Source organism: Prosthecobacter sp., from assembly GCF_044236155.1.
Lineage (GTDB): Bacteria > Verrucomicrobiota > Verrucomicrobiia > Verrucomicrobiales > Verrucomicrobiaceae > Prosthecobacter.
On sequence record NZ_JBIIHA010000002.1, the window covers coordinates 194,658 to 210,041 of the forward strand.

Annotated in this window: 16 protein-coding genes; 7 read left to right on the top strand and 9 right to left on the bottom strand. The window is 59.3% G+C overall.

Annotated features, from left to right (window positions below):
- Positions 1-3 precede the first annotated feature (3 nt).
- Genes ACILSE_RS02710 through ACILSE_RS02720 form a run of 3 tightly spaced genes read right to left on the bottom strand, consistent with a single transcriptional unit; the run spans position 4 to position 3,141 of the window.
- A complete protein-coding gene (locus tag ACILSE_RS02710) occupies positions 4-1,023 on the bottom strand; it encodes a serine/threonine-protein kinase (protein WP_395715807.1) in 1,020 nt (339 codons plus the stop codon).
- A complete protein-coding gene (locus tag ACILSE_RS02715; protein WP_395715808.1) occupies positions 1,020-2,297 on the bottom strand; it encodes a protein kinase domain-containing protein in 1,278 nt (425 codons plus the stop codon). The genes ACILSE_RS02710 and ACILSE_RS02715 overlap by 4 nt, the downstream gene beginning before the upstream one ends.
- A 7-nt stretch (positions 2,298-2,304) precedes the next feature.
- Complete coding sequence (locus ACILSE_RS02720) at positions 2,305-3,141, bottom strand: hypothetical protein (protein WP_395715809.1); 837 nt, start codon at positions 3,139-3,141, stop codon at positions 2,305-2,307.
- A 108-nt stretch (positions 3,142-3,249) separates the two neighbouring features.
- Here ACILSE_RS02720 and ACILSE_RS02725 point away from each other — a divergent pair, with 108 nt between their 5' ends.
- The 3 genes from ACILSE_RS02725 to ACILSE_RS02735 are packed head-to-tail and all read left to right on the top strand — an operon-like array spanning position 3,250 to position 4,894.
- The gene (locus ACILSE_RS02725) at positions 3,250-3,624 is read left to right on the top strand and encodes a hypothetical protein (protein ID WP_395715810.1); all 375 of its coding nucleotides are present in this window, start codon (positions 3,250-3,252) and stop codon (positions 3,622-3,624) included.
- A 14-nt stretch (positions 3,625-3,638) separates the two neighbouring features.
- Positions 3,639-4,436 carry a DUF3293 domain-containing protein gene (locus tag ACILSE_RS02730; protein ID WP_395715811.1) on the top strand — a complete coding sequence of 266 codons (798 nt, stop codon included), beginning with the start codon at positions 3,639-3,641 and terminating at the stop codon, positions 4,434-4,436.
- A 20-nt stretch (positions 4,437-4,456) separates the two neighbouring features.
- Positions 4,457-4,894, top strand: coding sequence for a hypothetical protein (locus tag ACILSE_RS02735; RefSeq protein ID WP_395715812.1), 438 nt, complete (start codon positions 4,457-4,459; stop codon positions 4,892-4,894).
- Positions 4,895-4,996: 102 nt separating this feature from the next.
- On the opposite strand, the gene ACILSE_RS02740 is transcribed toward ACILSE_RS02735, so the two are convergent.
- The 5 genes from ACILSE_RS02740 to ACILSE_RS02760 are packed head-to-tail and all read right to left on the bottom strand — an operon-like array spanning position 4,997 to position 8,458.
- Positions 4,997-5,272: a hypothetical protein gene (locus ACILSE_RS02740; RefSeq protein WP_395715813.1), complete on the bottom strand. Its 276-nt coding sequence runs from the start codon at positions 5,270-5,272 to the stop codon at positions 4,997-4,999.
- A gap of 32 nt (positions 5,273-5,304) precedes the next feature.
- On the bottom strand, positions 5,305-6,333 hold the full coding sequence (locus tag ACILSE_RS02745; RefSeq protein ID WP_395716030.1) for a threonine aldolase family protein: 1,029 nt from the start codon (positions 6,331-6,333) through the stop codon (positions 5,305-5,307).
- 2 nt (positions 6,334-6,335) lie between these two features.
- The gene (locus ACILSE_RS02750; RefSeq protein WP_395715814.1) at positions 6,336-6,746 is read right to left on the bottom strand and encodes a MauE/DoxX family redox-associated membrane protein; all 411 of its coding nucleotides are present in this window, start codon (positions 6,744-6,746) and stop codon (positions 6,336-6,338) included.
- 12 nt (positions 6,747-6,758) lie between these two features.
- Positions 6,759-7,787 carry a hypothetical protein gene (locus ACILSE_RS02755; protein WP_395715815.1) on the bottom strand — a complete coding sequence of 343 codons (1,029 nt, stop codon included), beginning with the start codon at positions 7,785-7,787 and terminating at the stop codon, positions 6,759-6,761.
- A complete protein-coding gene (locus tag ACILSE_RS02760; RefSeq protein WP_395715816.1) occupies positions 7,784-8,458 on the bottom strand; it encodes a hypothetical protein in 675 nt (224 codons plus the stop codon). Before ACILSE_RS02760 ends, ACILSE_RS02755 begins: the two co-directional genes overlap by 4 nt.
- Before the next feature lie 113 nt (positions 8,459-8,571).
- Between ACILSE_RS02760 and ACILSE_RS02765 the strand changes: the two genes are divergently transcribed.
- The 3 genes from ACILSE_RS02765 to ACILSE_RS02775 are packed head-to-tail and all read left to right on the top strand — an operon-like array spanning position 8,572 to position 12,875.
- On the top strand, positions 8,572-10,026 hold the full coding sequence (locus ACILSE_RS02765; protein ID WP_395715817.1) for a DUF1501 domain-containing protein: 1,455 nt from the start codon (positions 8,572-8,574) through the stop codon (positions 10,024-10,026).
- A 40-nt stretch (positions 10,027-10,066) separates the two neighbouring features.
- Positions 10,067-11,026, top strand: a complete 960-nt coding sequence (locus ACILSE_RS02770) for a TlpA family protein disulfide reductase (protein ID WP_395715818.1) — start codon at positions 10,067-10,069, stop codon at positions 11,024-11,026.
- Positions 11,027-11,030: 4 nt separating this feature from the next.
- A complete protein-coding gene (locus tag ACILSE_RS02775; protein ID WP_395715819.1) occupies positions 11,031-12,875 on the top strand; it encodes a CocE/NonD family hydrolase in 1,845 nt (614 codons plus the stop codon).
- On the opposite strand, the gene ACILSE_RS02780 is transcribed toward ACILSE_RS02775, so the two are convergent.
- Entirely contained in the window at positions 12,866-13,819 is a 954-nt protein-coding gene (locus ACILSE_RS02780; protein ID WP_395716031.1) for a threonine dehydratase, read from the bottom strand. The genes ACILSE_RS02775 and ACILSE_RS02780 overlap by 10 nt on opposite strands.
- A gap of 70 nt (positions 13,820-13,889) precedes the next feature.
- On the opposite strand from ACILSE_RS02780, the gene ACILSE_RS02785 reads away from it, so the two are divergent.
- Complete coding sequence (locus ACILSE_RS02785) at positions 13,890-15,341, top strand: Gfo/Idh/MocA family protein (RefSeq protein ID WP_395715820.1); 1,452 nt, start codon at positions 13,890-13,892, stop codon at positions 15,339-15,341.
- The last annotated feature ends 43 nt before the right edge of the window (positions 15,342-15,384 follow it).

The window sequence follows — 15,384 nt, forward strand, 5'->3', positions numbered from 1 at the left end:
AAATTACCAATTAGCGATCTTGGAAAACCATCCTGTTGCGCGATTGTTCGCAGAAATAATTTCCTGCCTAAGCGACCGATAGTCTCTAGGTCGATCAGATGGAGTCCTTGCAACCATAGATAAAACAAGTCGTCCGACTGATTTAGGAACATTCGCTGAACGTAATAGTAAAGCAGCTTCGGTGAAGTAGGAGCCGGAGGTTAATGCACGGGCAGCAGACTCGGACGTATGAAAAGGAAGGCTGCCTGTAAGCATTTTGAGATAAATCATTCCAAGTGAAAATACATCAGAGGCAACTGATGAAGAGCGACCTTTCTGGAACCGCTCGGGTGCCATGTAGTTGGCTGTTCCAAAGTTGTTGAAAGTGTATTGTTCTCTATCGGCAGAAGGGGGCATGCCAGCTATTTTAGCTAGACTATGTTGCTTGATCGACGCTATTCCCCAGTCCGAAATCATGAACCTGAACTTGCAAGCGGAATCTTCCGAGGCAGCAGACTTATCATTCAGCGCGTCGACCTTGAGGTGATATAGCACATTGGCTGGTTTAAGATCCAAGTGAAGCACGCGATCTTTGATGTATGCATACGATAGGCCATCAACTAAATGGAGCATAATGTAGGAACTCTCAGCCAGTGATAATTTACCACGAGCTTTAAGCAAGTCCTCCAATGATCCTATGGCCCAGTCCATCGCAGCAGCCCAGCCGGCATCGCCTGTGTCCACAATGTCTAAAAGCCAGATAATGTTCCAGTGCCGAAATCCGCACCAGACGGTCAGTTCACGTTTGAACAAAGCCACTCCCTCTGCGTCTGCCGAGCCAGGTAAAACCACTTTGAGGGCTAGTTTCAATCCAAATGCGCTCGTTAGATTTGGGTTTTTCTCCGTGTCTAGATTTAACAAAAGAACATAGCCCATGCCGCCACGAGCAGCTTTTTCCACCACATAAGGCATGTCCCCCACCAAGACGCGATCATGACGAGAGAGATCGAAAAAGCTGTCTTTGGAATGAGTGAGACGAGTCATAGTTTGAGAATGGCAAGAAATTCTGAAGCCGAATCAAATCTCTGTTTTGTGTCAAGGTTCAGTCCTTTGTTGATCATCCGCGCTAGTCCGATTGGAAGCTCTTTATCCCGTTGTTCAATTGGCACCACTGGTTCATTCAAAATCACATCTATCGGGTCACGTTTGTTCGAAAACGGATACGGGAACGCGCCCGTAAGTATAAAGTAAAATGTGGCTGAGATGCTCCAGACGTCTGAGGCCGGTTTGAGGTGCTTGAAGTTGATGATCTGCTCCCGCGGCATAAAGAGCGGTGTGCCGGCGTAGTTCCCGGTGACGCTGAGGCCGCTGAAGCCGGCCTGCTGGAAGTTTTTGGCGAGGCCGAAGTCGGAGATGCGGGCCACGCCGCGGTCGAGCAGGATGTTTTGCGGCTTCAAATCGCGGTGCACGATGCCCTGCTCATGTGCGTGTGCCAAACCTGCCAGAGCGTCGAACATGATGGGCCGCGCGATTTCAAGCGGCACCTTGCCGCCGTGCTTCATGATGAAGTCCCACAGGCTGCCGCCCTCGCAGTATTCCATGACGAACCATGGGATGCCTTCGCTGTGGCCCTGGTCGTAGAGCTTCACGATGTTCGGATGGCGCAGCTGCGCGGTGATGGTCATTTCCCTCAGGAACTTCTCCAGCTCGGCCGGACGCACGGCGACGCGGGGCAGGAGCACCTTGATGGCGACGGGCACGCCGTCGCTCAAACGGCGGGCGCGGAAGACGACACCGAAGCCGCCACGGCCCAGCTCCTTCTCGATTTCATAGCCGGGGATGTCGAGGCGCGGTGCCTTGCCTTTTTTGGCGGCTTTGAGCAGCAGGTCGGCGAGCTGCTGCGGGTTCAACTCATCGAAGCTGCGCACCGGTGCGAGGGCTGGCGCGGCAGCGGCAGGCGCGGCCTGCTTCACCGTGACCTCCAACGCGGTGTCGCCCACCTGGATTCGGTCGCCATGCTTCAAGGTGATCTCGGGGTAAGCGCGGCGTGCGCCCTCCTCGGGTGATTCGCCTTCTTTGCGCCCGCCGACTTTGCGCCCGTTCACATAGGTGCCGTTCCGGCTGCCTAGATCGCGCACGCAGGCCTCCGGCGGGCAGACCTCCAGGATGAAGTGATGGCGGGAGACGCAGGCATCGTCCGGCAGATGCACATGGCAGTCCGGGTGGCGGCCCAGCAGGAAGGTATCGTGCGCTGCGAAATCGAAGACCTTGCCTTTGGCGGTGCCTTCGCTGATGCGGAGCTGGACGGAGGCGGGCATGATGGATTTAAGCGCATTCTCCGCTCGTGGCAGTGTGGTTGGCAAGTGCTTTGCTCATGGCGTGCTCAAAAGATTGCCGAGACTCCTGGCGCACAGCTTCGCACCATGTCTGAAAGGTGGCCTGCTGGGCTGGCGAGGCATCAGGACGTGGCACCCAGTTCATGGTGCCAAGATTGAGGCAGAGGAACCGGCGCAACCCGGGAGGCACATGGCCGATGCTCTCATAACTGAGCGGGCAGCGCAGCCCGACAACGACCGAAAGACGACGGTGCGCCGCCAGCGTCCTCAGCGCGGCGTTTTCCTCGTCAGTCAGCGCGTCAGAACGCAAATGCTGCCACAGCGGTGCAAAATCGAAGTCACTGAACAGATCACCACCAAAGGACTCGTCGCAGCAGTCGAAGAATCCTCTCAGGTAGCGAAGGCTGCGGCCAAACTGGTGGCACTGCGATGCATACGCGGCGGCTGAGAACCAAAGATGCGGACTCCTCTGAAATGCCGCATGCCTTAGTGCCTGGCGGCAAAGGTTCAACGCAGGCAACGGTCCCTGTACCACATTCAACGCTCGTGATGTCTGATTCACAAGCGACACCGAATAATGCCGCGTGCGCTTCAACGCCCGCGTCCCCACATCGACCGCCTCCTCTGCCCGTTTCAGACCGATGAGCAGGGACATCCTGGCCGACGATGCCTGGATGTCCAAGCGACCACCCGTCGGTTTCACATCGGCGAACCATTCGAGCGCGGTGACAAGTCGGCCGGCATTCTGAAAGGAGATGCCATTTTCCAAGGCGATCTGGTCGTCGCTTTTAGCGGCAGACTCACGGGTGTGTTTGGCGTCATTCATAGCGGTGTGGTTGGTTTCAACGGGCACCTACGGAACTCCGCAAAAATCGTCAACCTAGGCGCTGAAAATGGCTGCAATTGAGCTGTCTGGGTCGATGGATGCGACATGGTGGACGCCGCCCTGCTGTTTTCCCTTATTGCCCTGGTGCTAACCAAGGCGGCGGATTTTTGGACGACCGTGAAGCATGTGGGTCCGCACGCGGAGTGCAATCCGTTGGCGCGGAGGGTGTTTCACAAACTCGGTTTCAAAGGCGGCCTGGTGGTGGTGGCCTTGCTTTGGGCAATCATCGTGGCGGCGGCCTATGGATATGCGTGGCTGCTTGGAACCTCGTGGGAGAGATGGGTCACCATCGTGGTGGGCTTGGTGGTTGCCTGGGCGCAAGGAGACGCTGCCCGTTTCAACGTCACGGGAAAGTCTTCCTGGCTTACACGCAAAATGCTGAGGCTTTATCACCACTGGCATAAATGGTGGCGCTCCCGCTGATCCATCATGGTCGCATGGGCGGCTATGACACGGATGCCGTTTGCTGGATGAAATGCATCGACGAATCTCATGGGCAGTTCCAATCTCACATGAAAGCCGAATTCCACTCCACTGTCTTCCAAGTCATTCCTGATAACCTGCCATCTTCCTTCTTCATCCTGACAGGATGGAATCCGAACGGCAAGGATGGTGACTTTGGAGATAACTCGGACCGGGACAACGAAATTGAGAAAGAGATCAAAAAGCTCAGGCATTTTCGTGTGATCGGCATGTCTCCCGATGAGAAACACGTCGAGCCAGGTTGGGGCTTCGCGTGCTCGGAAAAGCGCGTGCTCGAAATGGCCCGCAGATACCAGCAGTTGGCAGTGTATGAGGTCAGGGATGACCACCTCACGTTAATCTCCGCCGATGGGAAGAAACGTGTCCGCCTGGGCAAGTGGTCGGACCGAGTGCGTGATCCACGCAACATCGTACACTTTAGCATCTATGTGGGCAGCCGTTCCCCAGCGGCAAGATTGGATGCTGGCGAGCGCCACGGTGTGATCATCCGCGTGGGGGCGCAGTTTCCGTCCTTCACGCTGCTGGACGCCGAGGGCTATTTCCGTTCCAACGCCGAAGACACTTTGGTGATCCAGATTGCCACTGACAAGCCAGAGCGTGTCCTGCAAGTGGCGCATGATCTGCGTTGCTTTCTCAATCAGGAAGGCGTCGGCGTTCTGTGCCGTGGCATCTACCAGCGGGTGAGATATTGGACGGATGACCGGATGATTCTTCAGGCCTGGGGCTTCCAGCCAGTGAGTAAGCAAGCGTGAAGTTCAGACCCCCTGTCGCCATGCAGATCATCAACCCTCATGCCTACGGCGATTTTTTCGCCCTTGAATCCTGGTGTTCGGAGAGAGGGCTGCGATTGGTTTGTCACACATCCATCCGTTTGCTCACTGACAAAAAGATTAACTGCACGCCAAGGAATCCTCAGGCAGCCGCGCATCTGCAGAGAATTAAGGCGCTGCGGTTTTACTCTGCCGATGAGCTAATTGAAGAATTTGCCCAGGATTCTTCCGTGCTGTGGTTTTCGGCAGCCAGTTACATCTCCGGCATGATCCTGCGTGAGGTGTCTTACATGCCAAGTGTGGATCGATGGTCGGCAGTTGCCGGTTTTTCGGCCTTTAGCGGCGCTTATGGTGGCATCAGCCTCTACCAATGGATCAAACCAAAGCTGGTGCGTCAGGAAATGGCAATTGAACGGAGCATGCTGCTTAATTTGGAGTGATCTTTATGCCAGCAGCTTCGGGACTAGATCGCCATGCGGTTTGTCAGGCGCATGTCGGTGTGATTGCAGAGGGGGGGCACGCGGCTGCTCTGGAGACGTCGTTCAATCTGTTTGAACGATTAATTCCTCGATAGGGCAATCGATAATGCATTCAAGCCCGTCGTCGGCCAGCACGGAGAAACTCCCATTTTGAAACTGCCAGCTGACGGAGAATCTCCCTCCTTCATACCAACCCCATGCTGTTGTTTCGTAGGCACCTCCTTCTGTGATCACTTTCCACCGAGAACGACTTACTTTGATGGTGCTCTCTGCATCGTCGTTTCCCCAATAGGTAGTTAGTTTGACGTGTGCTTTAGGTTTTGGTTTTTTGCTGTTCATGTTTTGCATGATGTGGTGAGCAGTGATTCACGTCACGCAAACGCCGTCGCATCCGCGACGAACGCGTCCACGTCCGCCTCGGTCGTGCGCCAGGAACACATCAGGCGCGAGCCGCCGCCGATGAAGCTGTAAAACACCCATCCGCGTTCCTTGAGCCCGGCTTTCATCGCGTCCGGCAGCTTCGCGAAGACCGCGTTCGCATCGACCGGATAGAGGATTTGCACGCCAGGCAGGTGACCGAGCGCGTCGGAGAGCTTTTTGGCGAGCGCGTTGCCGCTGGAGGCGTGTCTGCGCCAGGTGTCGTTCGTCAGCATGCGCAGCCATTGGGCGGAGATGAAGCGCATTTTCGAACAGAGCTGCCCGGCCTGCTTGCATCGGTATTGAAAGTCCTGCGACAGCTCCTTGTTAAAGAACACCACGGCCTCCGTCACCGCCATGCCGAGCTTCGTGCCGCCGCAGCACAGCACATCGACACCGGCGCGCCAGGTGATGTCCGCGGGCGCGCAGCCGGAACCGGCCAGCGCGTTGAAAAACCGCGCGCCGTCCATGTGAATTGCCAGACCATGTTGTTTGGCGACGGCGCCGAGGCCTTTGATCTCACCGGGGCGGTACACCGTGCCCAGCTCCGTGCTCTGGCTGATGCTCAGCGCACGTGGCTTTGGAAAGTGCAGGTCGTTGCGGCTTAGAACGATCCGCTCCACGTCGGCGGGGTCGAGTTTGCCGAGAGGGCTGCGGGCGAGGAGGATCTTCGAGCCGTGGCTGAAAAATTCCGGCGCGCCGCACTCGTCCGTCTCCACATGCGCCTCATGCGCGGTGATGATGCTGTTGTAGCTACGGCACAGCGTGGCCAGGGCGAGCGAGTTCGCCGCGGTGCCGTTGAAGACGAAATACACATCGCAGTCCGTCTCGAAGAAGCGGCGGAACGTCTCGCAGGCCTCGGCGGTGATGCTGTCCGCGCCGTAGCTCGGCTGATAGCCCTCATTGGCCTCCACGAGCGCCTGCCAGGCCTCCGGGCACACGCCGGAGGTGTTGTCGGAGGCGAAGTGGTATTTGGGTTCCATACTCATGGGCGAAGTTTCGGTTTTCCGTGCCACACGAGCACGATGCCGGCGAGCAGCAGCAGCAAGTCGCGCAGGATGAGGTCGCGATAGTTTGAGGTGGCGTCAGAATGGCCGAAACAGCCGCAGCGAATGTCGATGCCGCGCCACCATGCGATGGTGATGGCGATGAGAAACACGACGAGCGAACCGTTCAGGACCAGCATGCCGCCGGAGCGCAAAAAACCGCTCATCACGGCCAGTCCCGCGAAAATCTCCAGCCATGGCAGGCCCATGGCCACCCACGCGGCCCAGGGATCACCCAGCAGGTCGAAGCTGCGCACATCGTCGAGGAATGACATCGGGTCCGCCACCTTGAGGAGGCCCGCATAGACGAAGACAGCGCCGAAGACGAAATGAAGGATCAGTCGCAGCATGAGAAGCGCGGACTATGGCACCAGTTCGGTCATTGGCAGCAGGCAGATCACGAGTTTTTTCTCCTCGTAGGATTCTCCCGCCCGGGGCATGCCGCGCACATCCAGCGGTTTGCCGAGCAGCGTGGAGAGTTGTGTCGCAAATCCTGCGCGTGGTGGTTTGTCACCGCCGCCGAAGCTCAGATTCGCATCATCGAATACCCGCATCAGCCCGCCGCCATGCAGGACGACGGCTGATTTCGCGCTCGGCTCGATGCCCTGGATGGAGATCAGGTCTGCAGGCTCTGTGCCAAGCAGGCGGTCCGCATGTTGCGGGTCGAGTCTGCGGGCCAGGTCGCCCGCGTCCTCGTGTTCGAGGATGGTGGCGTTGATGATCGGCGTCTCGGTGCTGGCGAGGCGTGGAAATTTTTCACGCACCTGCTTGTTCACGGCCAGCGCGGCCGCCTTCATCGCTTCCGGCGTCCAATGGCTGTCCTGCGCGTAAAACACGGCCTGCCGGTCGCGAAAATCCCAAAACGCGTCAGTCATGTCCATCACGTCGGCACCCGCCGCCGTCAGTTCGGCCAGTCTGGCGGCTTCTTCTTTGACACGCACCGGACCTGAGTAGTCACCAGCGCGAATCTGCTCGGGATACTGCGCCGCCCGGCCGGGGATCGCGACGACAAGCAGCTTTACCTCCTGTTTTTTCAAATCGGCCGCCAGTTTGAGCATGCGCGCGTGCAGGTCGTTTTCAGCGCGCTTCACATGCACCAGGCGGTCGATCTCGTGCTGATCAAAGAGCCAGCCTTCGCGGCCCAGGTGCACGTCCTTGTTGCCTTCGCCCAAAACGTTCGTCAGCAGCCACTGCATGCCGCTGCGCATCGTGGCTGCGGCCAGGTTTGTCTTCGAGGCCGTGAAACATGCGGCAATCTCAAAAACCAGCGGCACCGCCAGCAGGCACGCAAACACGCGCACGATGTTCAGCGCCGCCTTGGCGCTCAGCTCAGGCGGAGGCGGCACGAAGGTGCGTTTCTTCGGGTCGATCGGCTGCGGGGTCGGTTTCATGAGATCGGGGCGGCACGAGTCCACAGCATCACGGTCGCGAGCAGGAAGGTGATCAGACAGACCACCGCCTTCCACGGTTGCGGCACGCGGAGAAAATCCCTGGAAAAGGGCAGGCCTAGCAGGCAGGCGAGCGCGGCGACCATCGTGACGACATGAAAATCCGTCAGGACGCGCGATTCCTGCAGCACGGTGGCGATGCTGCGCGGCATCGGCGCGAACAAAGCCTTCAATGGCAGCCAGGTGCCGTGCGCCAGTGTGCCGGCGGCGGCCAGAATGACCAGCAGAAGAAGGTGGCGCGTGATTTTGCCCCGGGTGATGGCGCGCATCTCGAACGTGTCCTCCACCTTCTCCGCCAGCTTGATGCCAAACATGCCGCACAGCCCCAAGGTCAGATCACCTGCTGCGGTGAGAAGAAAATGCAGCGCCAGCATCAACGCCAGAAACCCCATCCAGGCCACGCCGCCACTCAGGCTGTCAGCGCCGCCGCTTAGCACCATGCCCGCAAGATGCCAGAGGGGATCGAACAGCAGTACGCACTTGCTGAAACCAAGGCAGAAGCGCATCACGCCCTGCGCCACATCCAGCGTGGCCGGCCGAGGCCGGATCGCCAGACGCGCCGCCATTGCGAGCGGCAGCAGCACAAACAGCAGATGGTGGGTGGTCGGAAACACGGCGTATGGAAATGGCGATGGCAGGACGAACGTCAATCGGGGAATCTTGGGGCACTGCGGCAATTCGTCGAAGTGTTTGCAACACGTCCCGAACGGAGTTCCGTTTGAATGCCATGCACGATCTCGATCCCAGCCTGCCAGAGCACCTCGTCCGCCGCGATTTCCTCAAAAAACTCGCCGCCGCCTCCACGGCCGCTTGGATGACGGGCGAGCCGCGCGCCATCTGGGCCAAAACGGGCGACAAAGTCACCCATCCGCCTGCCAAGGCCGATGCGTGCATCCTTTTGTGGATGGCAGGCGGCATGGCCGCGCCGGACACCTTTGATCCGAAAGGCTACCTGCCTTTCGAAAAGGGTCTCGAAGTGAAGAAGATGCTCTCGACCTTCCCCGCGATCGATACCGCGGTCGATGGCATCAAAATCTGCCAAGGCCTCGAAAACATCGCGAAGGTCATGGATCGCGGCACGCTCATTCGCAGCGCCGTGCAGCCGGATCTGGGCAGCATTTTGCACTCGCGGCATCAATACCACTGGCACACCGGCTACGTGCCACCGCAAACCGTCGCCTGCCCGCACATCGGCTCCTGGATGGCCAAAGTGCTCGGCCCACGCAATCCGGTGATGCCCGCCTTCATCAACATCGGCCAGCGGCTCGAAGGCGTGGGCGAAAGCGAGGAACTGAAGGCCTTCACCACCGCCGGATTCTTCGGCAGCGAGTTCGGCCCGATGAATCTCCCCTTCCCCGAGGACGCCGCGCAGTCCGTGAAGCCACCGAAGGGCATGGACGCTCAGCGTTTCGCCAATCGCGACCGCCTCTTCCGCAAACTCGTCGATCAAAGTCCGCAACGCGACTTCATGAGCGACTACCAGCAGCAATCCATGCTCCGCAGCCTGGACAACGCCTACCGCCTGCTCAGCGCCAAAGAACGCGAGGCCTTCGACATCACGCTCGAGCCCGAGGAGAGCCGCAAAAAATACGACACCGGCCGCTTTGGACGCGGCTGCCTGCTCGCACGTCGTTTGGTCGAGGCAGGAACGCGCTTCGTCGAAGTCACCACCGAATACGTGCCCTTTTTCCAATGGGACACGCACAAGGACGGCCACACGACCGTGGACGCCATGCACAAGGAAATCGACGCACCCATCGCACAGCTCGTGCTCGATTTGGAGGCCAAGGGGCTGCTCGACCGCACGCTCATCGTCATCGCCAGCGAGTTCAGCCGTGACGCGCTCATGGAAGGCAAGCCCGGCTCGACCGCCAATGACCAGACCACCTTCAAAGTGGATCGCCTTGAAGAAATGAAGCACTACGGCCTGCATCGCCACTTCACCGGCGGCACCAGCGTCGTCATGTTCGGCGGCGGCGTGAAGAAAGGCTACCTCTACGGCGAAACCGCCGATGAACGCCCGCTCATCGCCACGAAGAACCCCGTCAGCGTCATGGACCTCCACGCCACGATCATGACCGCCATGGGCATCAGCCCGAAGACCGAGTTCGACATCGAAGGCCGCCCCTTCTACGTCACCGAAGACGGCAAGGGCAAAGCGGTGTTGGAAATCTTCGCGTAAACGATTGCCAGCGGCGGCAGGTTCCGTTTAGGCTGTCACCATGAACGCTCACCGCCTTCTTCGCATCGGGGTCACGACTCTCGTCCTGGCCGTTTCCTCCTCTCTTCGTGCTGCTGACGGCGATACCGAGTGGCAGAAGGTCAATGACGTCATCGAAGGCATCAAGAACCCCAAGGAGCGCCCGAAATCGCGTGAAGAGGCGGTTGCGTTCCTGAAGAAGGGCATCACCGATTTTGACACGGCTCATGCCGCCGCATTGAAGGCCGGGGCGAACCATCCCTCCCGTTGGGATTCGGCGCTCTTTGAGCTGATGATCGGCCGCGCTCGCGAGATGGCCGGCGTGGCCGCGCCCTCCAAGACTCCTGTCAAAGTCGCTGACATTCTCAGCGCCGGTGATGCGAAGCCGGAGACCAAGTCGCAGGCCAGCGTGATGGATGTGATGGAATCTCTCGAAGCGGCGGATGCTCCGGGCGGAGACATCAATGCTTGGATCGCGAAGGCGGAAAAGCATTTGAAGGACTATCCGGAGGAAAAGGCGAACCGCATGGTCGAGGGCAGGATCAAGAGCGTCAAGGCGACCGCCGACCTCAAGACCAAGCCGCTGGAGATGAAGTTCACCGCCGTGGACGGCCGCGAGGTCGATCTTTCCAAGCTTCAGGGCAAGGTGGTTCTCATCGACTTCTGGGCCACCTGGTGCGGACCCTGTGTCGCGGAACTGCCGAACGTGCTGAAAGCCTACAAGGAGCTGCATCCCAAAGGATTTGAGATCGTCGGCATCTCGCTCGACTCCGAGAAAGCCGAACTGGAAGCCTTTGTGAAGGAGCGTGGCATGGAGTGGCCGCAGTATTTCGACGGCAAAGGCTGGCAGAACGAGATCTCGACAAAGTATGGCATCAATTCGATCCCGGCCATGTGGCTGGTGAACAAGAAAGGCATGGTCGTGAGCACAAACGCCCGCGGCGGTCTCGAGGAGAAGGTGGCAAAGCTGCTCGCGGAGTAAGGCCATGATCCAGCGCTTCGTGTTCACGACGGTCTTCCTGGCCGTCTTCTCCCTGCATGCCCAGGAACCGGTCATCCATGTCGAAAAAAGCGTCATGGTGCCGATGCGTGACGGTGTGAAGCTCGCGACGGATGTTTACATCCCGGCTGGAAACACGGAGAAGCTCCCTGTCATCCTCACCCGCACGCCCTACAACAAGGACGGCGCGAAGAGCTACGGCGAATACTTTGCCGCAAACGGCTATGTCTTCGTCGCGCAGGACACGCGTGGTCGTTATGCTTCGGAAGGCGTCTGGCACTGGATGACGGACGATGGCAAAGACGGGGCGGATTGTGCGACGTGGATCGCCGCGCAGCCGTGGTCGAACGGGAAGATCGGCATGGTGGGCACTTCGTATGTCGGCGGCACTCAGCATGCGATGGCGCTGGAGAAGGTGCCGCAACTCACCACGGTCATTCCTGTCGATGCTGTTTCAAACATGGGGCGGCAGAGCATGCGCAACGCGGGCGCATTCGAGATGCGCTTCTGGAACTGGATCATGCTGAATGCGGGCAAGGGCAGCAACGCGGCGCTCGATCCCGCAACGCAGGCGGAACTGAAGGAAATGGCGGATCATCGCTGGGATTATTTGAATCATTTGCCGCTGCGGCCCGGCTCCACGCCGCTGAAACTCGCGCCCGAATATGAGGATTGGCTCATCCAGGCCATGCGTCACGGCAAGGACGACGCCTTTTGGGCGCAGAACAACATCCTGGCCGATCCATCACGCTACAAAGACATGCCGGTGTATCTGGTGGGTGGCTGGTATGACTCGTGGGCGGGCAACACGGCGGCAAATTTTACGGCGCTGTCGAAGACGCTCAAAAGCGATGTCTATCTCATCATGGGGCCGTGGATTCACGGCGCGCAGGGCAAATCGAAGCACGGTCAGGTCGATTTCGGTGCCGAGGCCGCGATTCCCAACGAACTCGCATGGCGCAAGGAGTGGTTCGACCACTGGATGAAGGGAATCGACAACAGCGTCGGCAAATCCGCGCCCTTCGCCTCGAAAGTCCGCATCTTCGTCATGGGCACGGGCGACGGCAGCAAAACGAAGGACGGCTTGCTCAATCACGGCGGACAGTGGCGCGATGAAAATGAGTGGCCTCTGGCTCGTGCGAAGCCGACGCCGTTTTTCCTGCATGCCGACGGCCTGTTGAGTGATTTGAAGCGGAAAGACGGCAGTGGGGCAGTGAGCTACGATTTCGACCCGAAGAATCCGGTGCCTACGATCGGTGGCAACATCTCCTCCGGCGACGGCATCATGCAGCAGGGCGCGTGGGATCAGCGTGGCGGCGAAAAATTCTGGAACTGGACCAAGCCCATTCCGTTGTCAGCCCGTAGCGACGTGCTCGTGTTCCAAACCGCTCCGCTGGCCGAAGATATAGAAATCACCGGCGAGATCGAGGTGAGGCTCTGGGCCTCGTCTTCAGCCCTGGACACCGATTTCACCGCCAAACTCATCGACGTCTATCCGCCCAGCGCCGACTGGCCGCACGGTTTCGATCTCAACCTCACCGACGGCATCGTGCGTGCCCGTTTTCGCGAATCGCTGAAGGAGGAGAAGCTCCTGGAGCCAGGAAAGGTGTATCCCTTCACGATCAAGCTCTATCCCACGAGCAACGTCTTCAAAAAGGGCCACCGCGTCCGCTTGGACATCAGCAGCAGCAACTTCCCGCGCTTCGACGTGAATCCAAACACGGGTGAGCCGCTCCAGCAGCATCGCCGGACGGTGATCGCCACGAACACGATCTACTACGGTGCCGAGCATCCCTCGCACATCCTGCTGCCGTGGGTTCCTCAGCGCTGAAGTGCGTCGCGCAGCATGCCCATGCTCGCATTGCCGCCGGTCAGGATGCAGGCCACGCGTTGGCCCTGCCATTGATCGCGATGCTTCTTCAGCGCCGCATAGGCGAGTGATCCTGCGCCTTCCGCGATGTTATGCGTGGCCTGGATGATCTCCCGCATCGCGGCGACGGCCTCATGATCGTTCACGGTCACAATGTCGTGCGCGTGGCGAATCACATGCTCCAGCGCGTCCTTGTTCGGTGTCTTGCACGCTACGCCTTCAGCCACGCGAGTGGTGCTCGATTGTTCGACGAACTGGCGCTGCTGGAACGACAGCGCGTAGGCGGGGGCGTGCTCGGAGACGACGCCGATGATCTTCGTCTTCAATCCCAGCGCCTCTTTTGCTGAAACGACACCGCAGAAGCCCGATCCGAGGCCGATCGGCACGAAAACCGCGTCCAGCTCACCCAAAGCTCGAAACAGCTCCAGCGCATAGGTGGCCACGCCGCGCACGAGCCACGGATGAAACGAGGGCACCGGGTGCAAGCCCTCATTCGCGGCCAATTCGCGTGAAAACTCCAGCGCGTCCTGAAACTGTTCGCCATGTTCGACCAACTCAGCACCGAGCGAACGCATGGCGGCGTTTTTCTCCGGATTGTTGCCATGCGGCACCACGATCACGGCACGCAGGCCGTTCAGCTTTGCCGCAAACGCGATGGACTGGCCGTGATTGCCCGTCGTCGCCGCGATCACGCCGCGCACACCGGGTTCAGCGCGTTTCAACTCGTCCATGTAAACCAAGCCACCACGAATCTTGAAGGCGCCTACTGGTGTGTGATTCTCGTGCTTCAGCCAAAGCTCGCAGCCGAGATCGTTCTCCAGCAGCGGCCAGCGATACGCGGGCGTCTCGTGGATGTGCGGACGGATCAAAGCCTTCGCGGCTTCGATTTCGCTGAGCGTGGGCAGTGGCTGCATGGAGCACGGCTAGGCATGAACTCCGCAAAGGCAAGCTCACGGGTCGCGTTATAGCCGCACCATGAACGCGCCCACCACATCCCGTCGTCGTTTCCTCGCCTCCTCGCTTGCTGGAGCTGTTTCATTGCCAGCTTGGGCCGCGCCGCTCGGTGCGAATGGAGATGTGCGTGTGGCCGTGATCGGTTTTCGCGGCCGTGGTGGTGGTCATATCAATGAGCTGCTGAAAATTCCGGGCGTGCGTCTCGTGGCGCTTTGCGACGCCGATCAGGCGGTCATCGACAAAAAAGTGGCCGATCTCGCGAAGCAGAACGTCACCGTGAAAACCTACCGCGATTTTCGCGAATGCTGCGCGGACAAGGATGTGGATGCGGTGACCATCGCCACCCCGAACCACAGCCATGTGCTGATCGCTTTGACCGCTCTTCAACACGGCAAGCATGTGTATGTGGAGAAGCCGGTGAGCCATAATCTCATCGAAAGCGCCAAACTGATGGCTGCGGCGACGAAAGCGGCCGCGAAGGGCCTCGTGGTGCAGCACGGCATGCAGCGCCGCTCCGATGAGGGCTGGGCTTCTGCGATGCAATGGGTCAAAGAAGGCCACATCGGCAAGACAACGCTATCCCACGCGCTCGTTCACGGTCTGCGCATGAGCATTGATAAAGTGGACGGACCGCAGCAAGCGCCTGCCACGGTCGATTACAAGCTGTGGTCCGCGCCGCGGCCAGAGCTGCCGATCATGCGCAAGCAGTTCCACTACGACTGGCACTGGCAGTGGCCGTATGGCAACGGCGACATCGGCAATCAAGGGCCGCATCAATACGACGTGGCACGCTGGGCGCTGGGCGATCCCGATGTGCTGCCGAAGCGCGTCATGAGCTTTGGCAATCGCTGGGGCTACACCGATGACGGCCAGACCGCGAACTGCCAGATCGCGTTTCATCCGTATGAGCCGACGCCGCTCATCATGGACAAGTTCGGCCTGCCCTTGAAGGACATGAACCCCAAACTCGGCTCGGCCCCCTACAAAGGCGTGCGCGACGGAAACGTGATCCACTGCGAGGGTGGTTACGTCGCTGAATCGAAAGCCTATGACAGTGAAGGCAAGGCGATCACGAAGTTTGAGAACTTCCTCACGGGGCCGGATCACATGAAGAACTTCATCGAAAGCGTCCGCGCCGGAAAATACACCAAGGAAGTGCTGCACATCCGCCACGGCCACCATTCGGCCTGTCTCGCGCATCTCGCGAATGTGTCCTACCGCCTCGGTAAAGCCATGAAGACCGAGGAACTCAAGGAACGCCTGCAAGGCGACAAAATGGGCCAGGAACTTTTCGCCGAGTTCCTCAAGAATCTCGCTGCCAACCAGATCGACCTCAATGCGCAGCAGATCGTCGTCGGTCCATGGCTCGACTTTGATCCCGCCACGCATCAGTTTACCGGCGAATTCGCCGCCGAGGCCAACAAGCTCTGCCAGGAGGAATACGCCGCCGGTTTTGAGCTGCCGGAGGTGTGAGTTTGCGCATCAGGGTTCCGGTTCTTGATCAAACGCGGCGTTT

Coding starts and splice junctions, on each gene's coding strand:
- ACILSE_RS02710 (WP_395715807.1), bottom strand. CDS start 1,023: ATGACTCGTCTCACTCATTCCAAAGACAGCTTTTTCGATCTCTCTCGT.
- ACILSE_RS02715 (WP_395715808.1), bottom strand. CDS start 2,297: ATGCCCGCCTCCGTCCAGCTCCGCATCAGCGAAGGCACCGCCAAAGGC.
- ACILSE_RS02720 (WP_395715809.1), bottom strand. CDS start 3,141: ATGAATGACGCCAAACACACCCGTGAGTCTGCCGCTAAAAGCGACGAC.
- ACILSE_RS02730 (WP_395715811.1), top strand. CDS start 3,639: ATGGGCGGCTATGACACGGATGCCGTTTGCTGGATGAAATGCATCGAC.
- ACILSE_RS02735 (WP_395715812.1), top strand. CDS start 4,457: ATGCAGATCATCAACCCTCATGCCTACGGCGATTTTTTCGCCCTTGAA.
- ACILSE_RS02740 (WP_395715813.1), bottom strand. CDS start 5,272: ATGAACAGCAAAAAACCAAAACCTAAAGCACACGTCAAACTAACTACC.
- ACILSE_RS02745 (WP_395716030.1), bottom strand. CDS start 6,333: ATGGAACCCAAATACCACTTCGCCTCCGACAACACCTCCGGCGTGTGC.
- ACILSE_RS02750 (WP_395715814.1), bottom strand. CDS start 6,746: ATGCTGCGACTGATCCTTCATTTCGTCTTCGGCGCTGTCTTCGTCTAT.
- ACILSE_RS02755 (WP_395715815.1), bottom strand. CDS start 7,787: ATGAAACCGACCCCGCAGCCGATCGACCCGAAGAAACGCACCTTCGTG.
- ACILSE_RS02765 (WP_395715817.1), top strand. CDS start 8,572: ATGCACGATCTCGATCCCAGCCTGCCAGAGCACCTCGTCCGCCGCGAT.
- ACILSE_RS02770 (WP_395715818.1), top strand. CDS start 10,067: ATGAACGCTCACCGCCTTCTTCGCATCGGGGTCACGACTCTCGTCCTG.
- ACILSE_RS02775 (WP_395715819.1), top strand. CDS start 11,031: ATGATCCAGCGCTTCGTGTTCACGACGGTCTTCCTGGCCGTCTTCTCC.
- ACILSE_RS02785 (WP_395715820.1), top strand. CDS start 13,890: ATGAACGCGCCCACCACATCCCGTCGTCGTTTCCTCGCCTCCTCGCTT.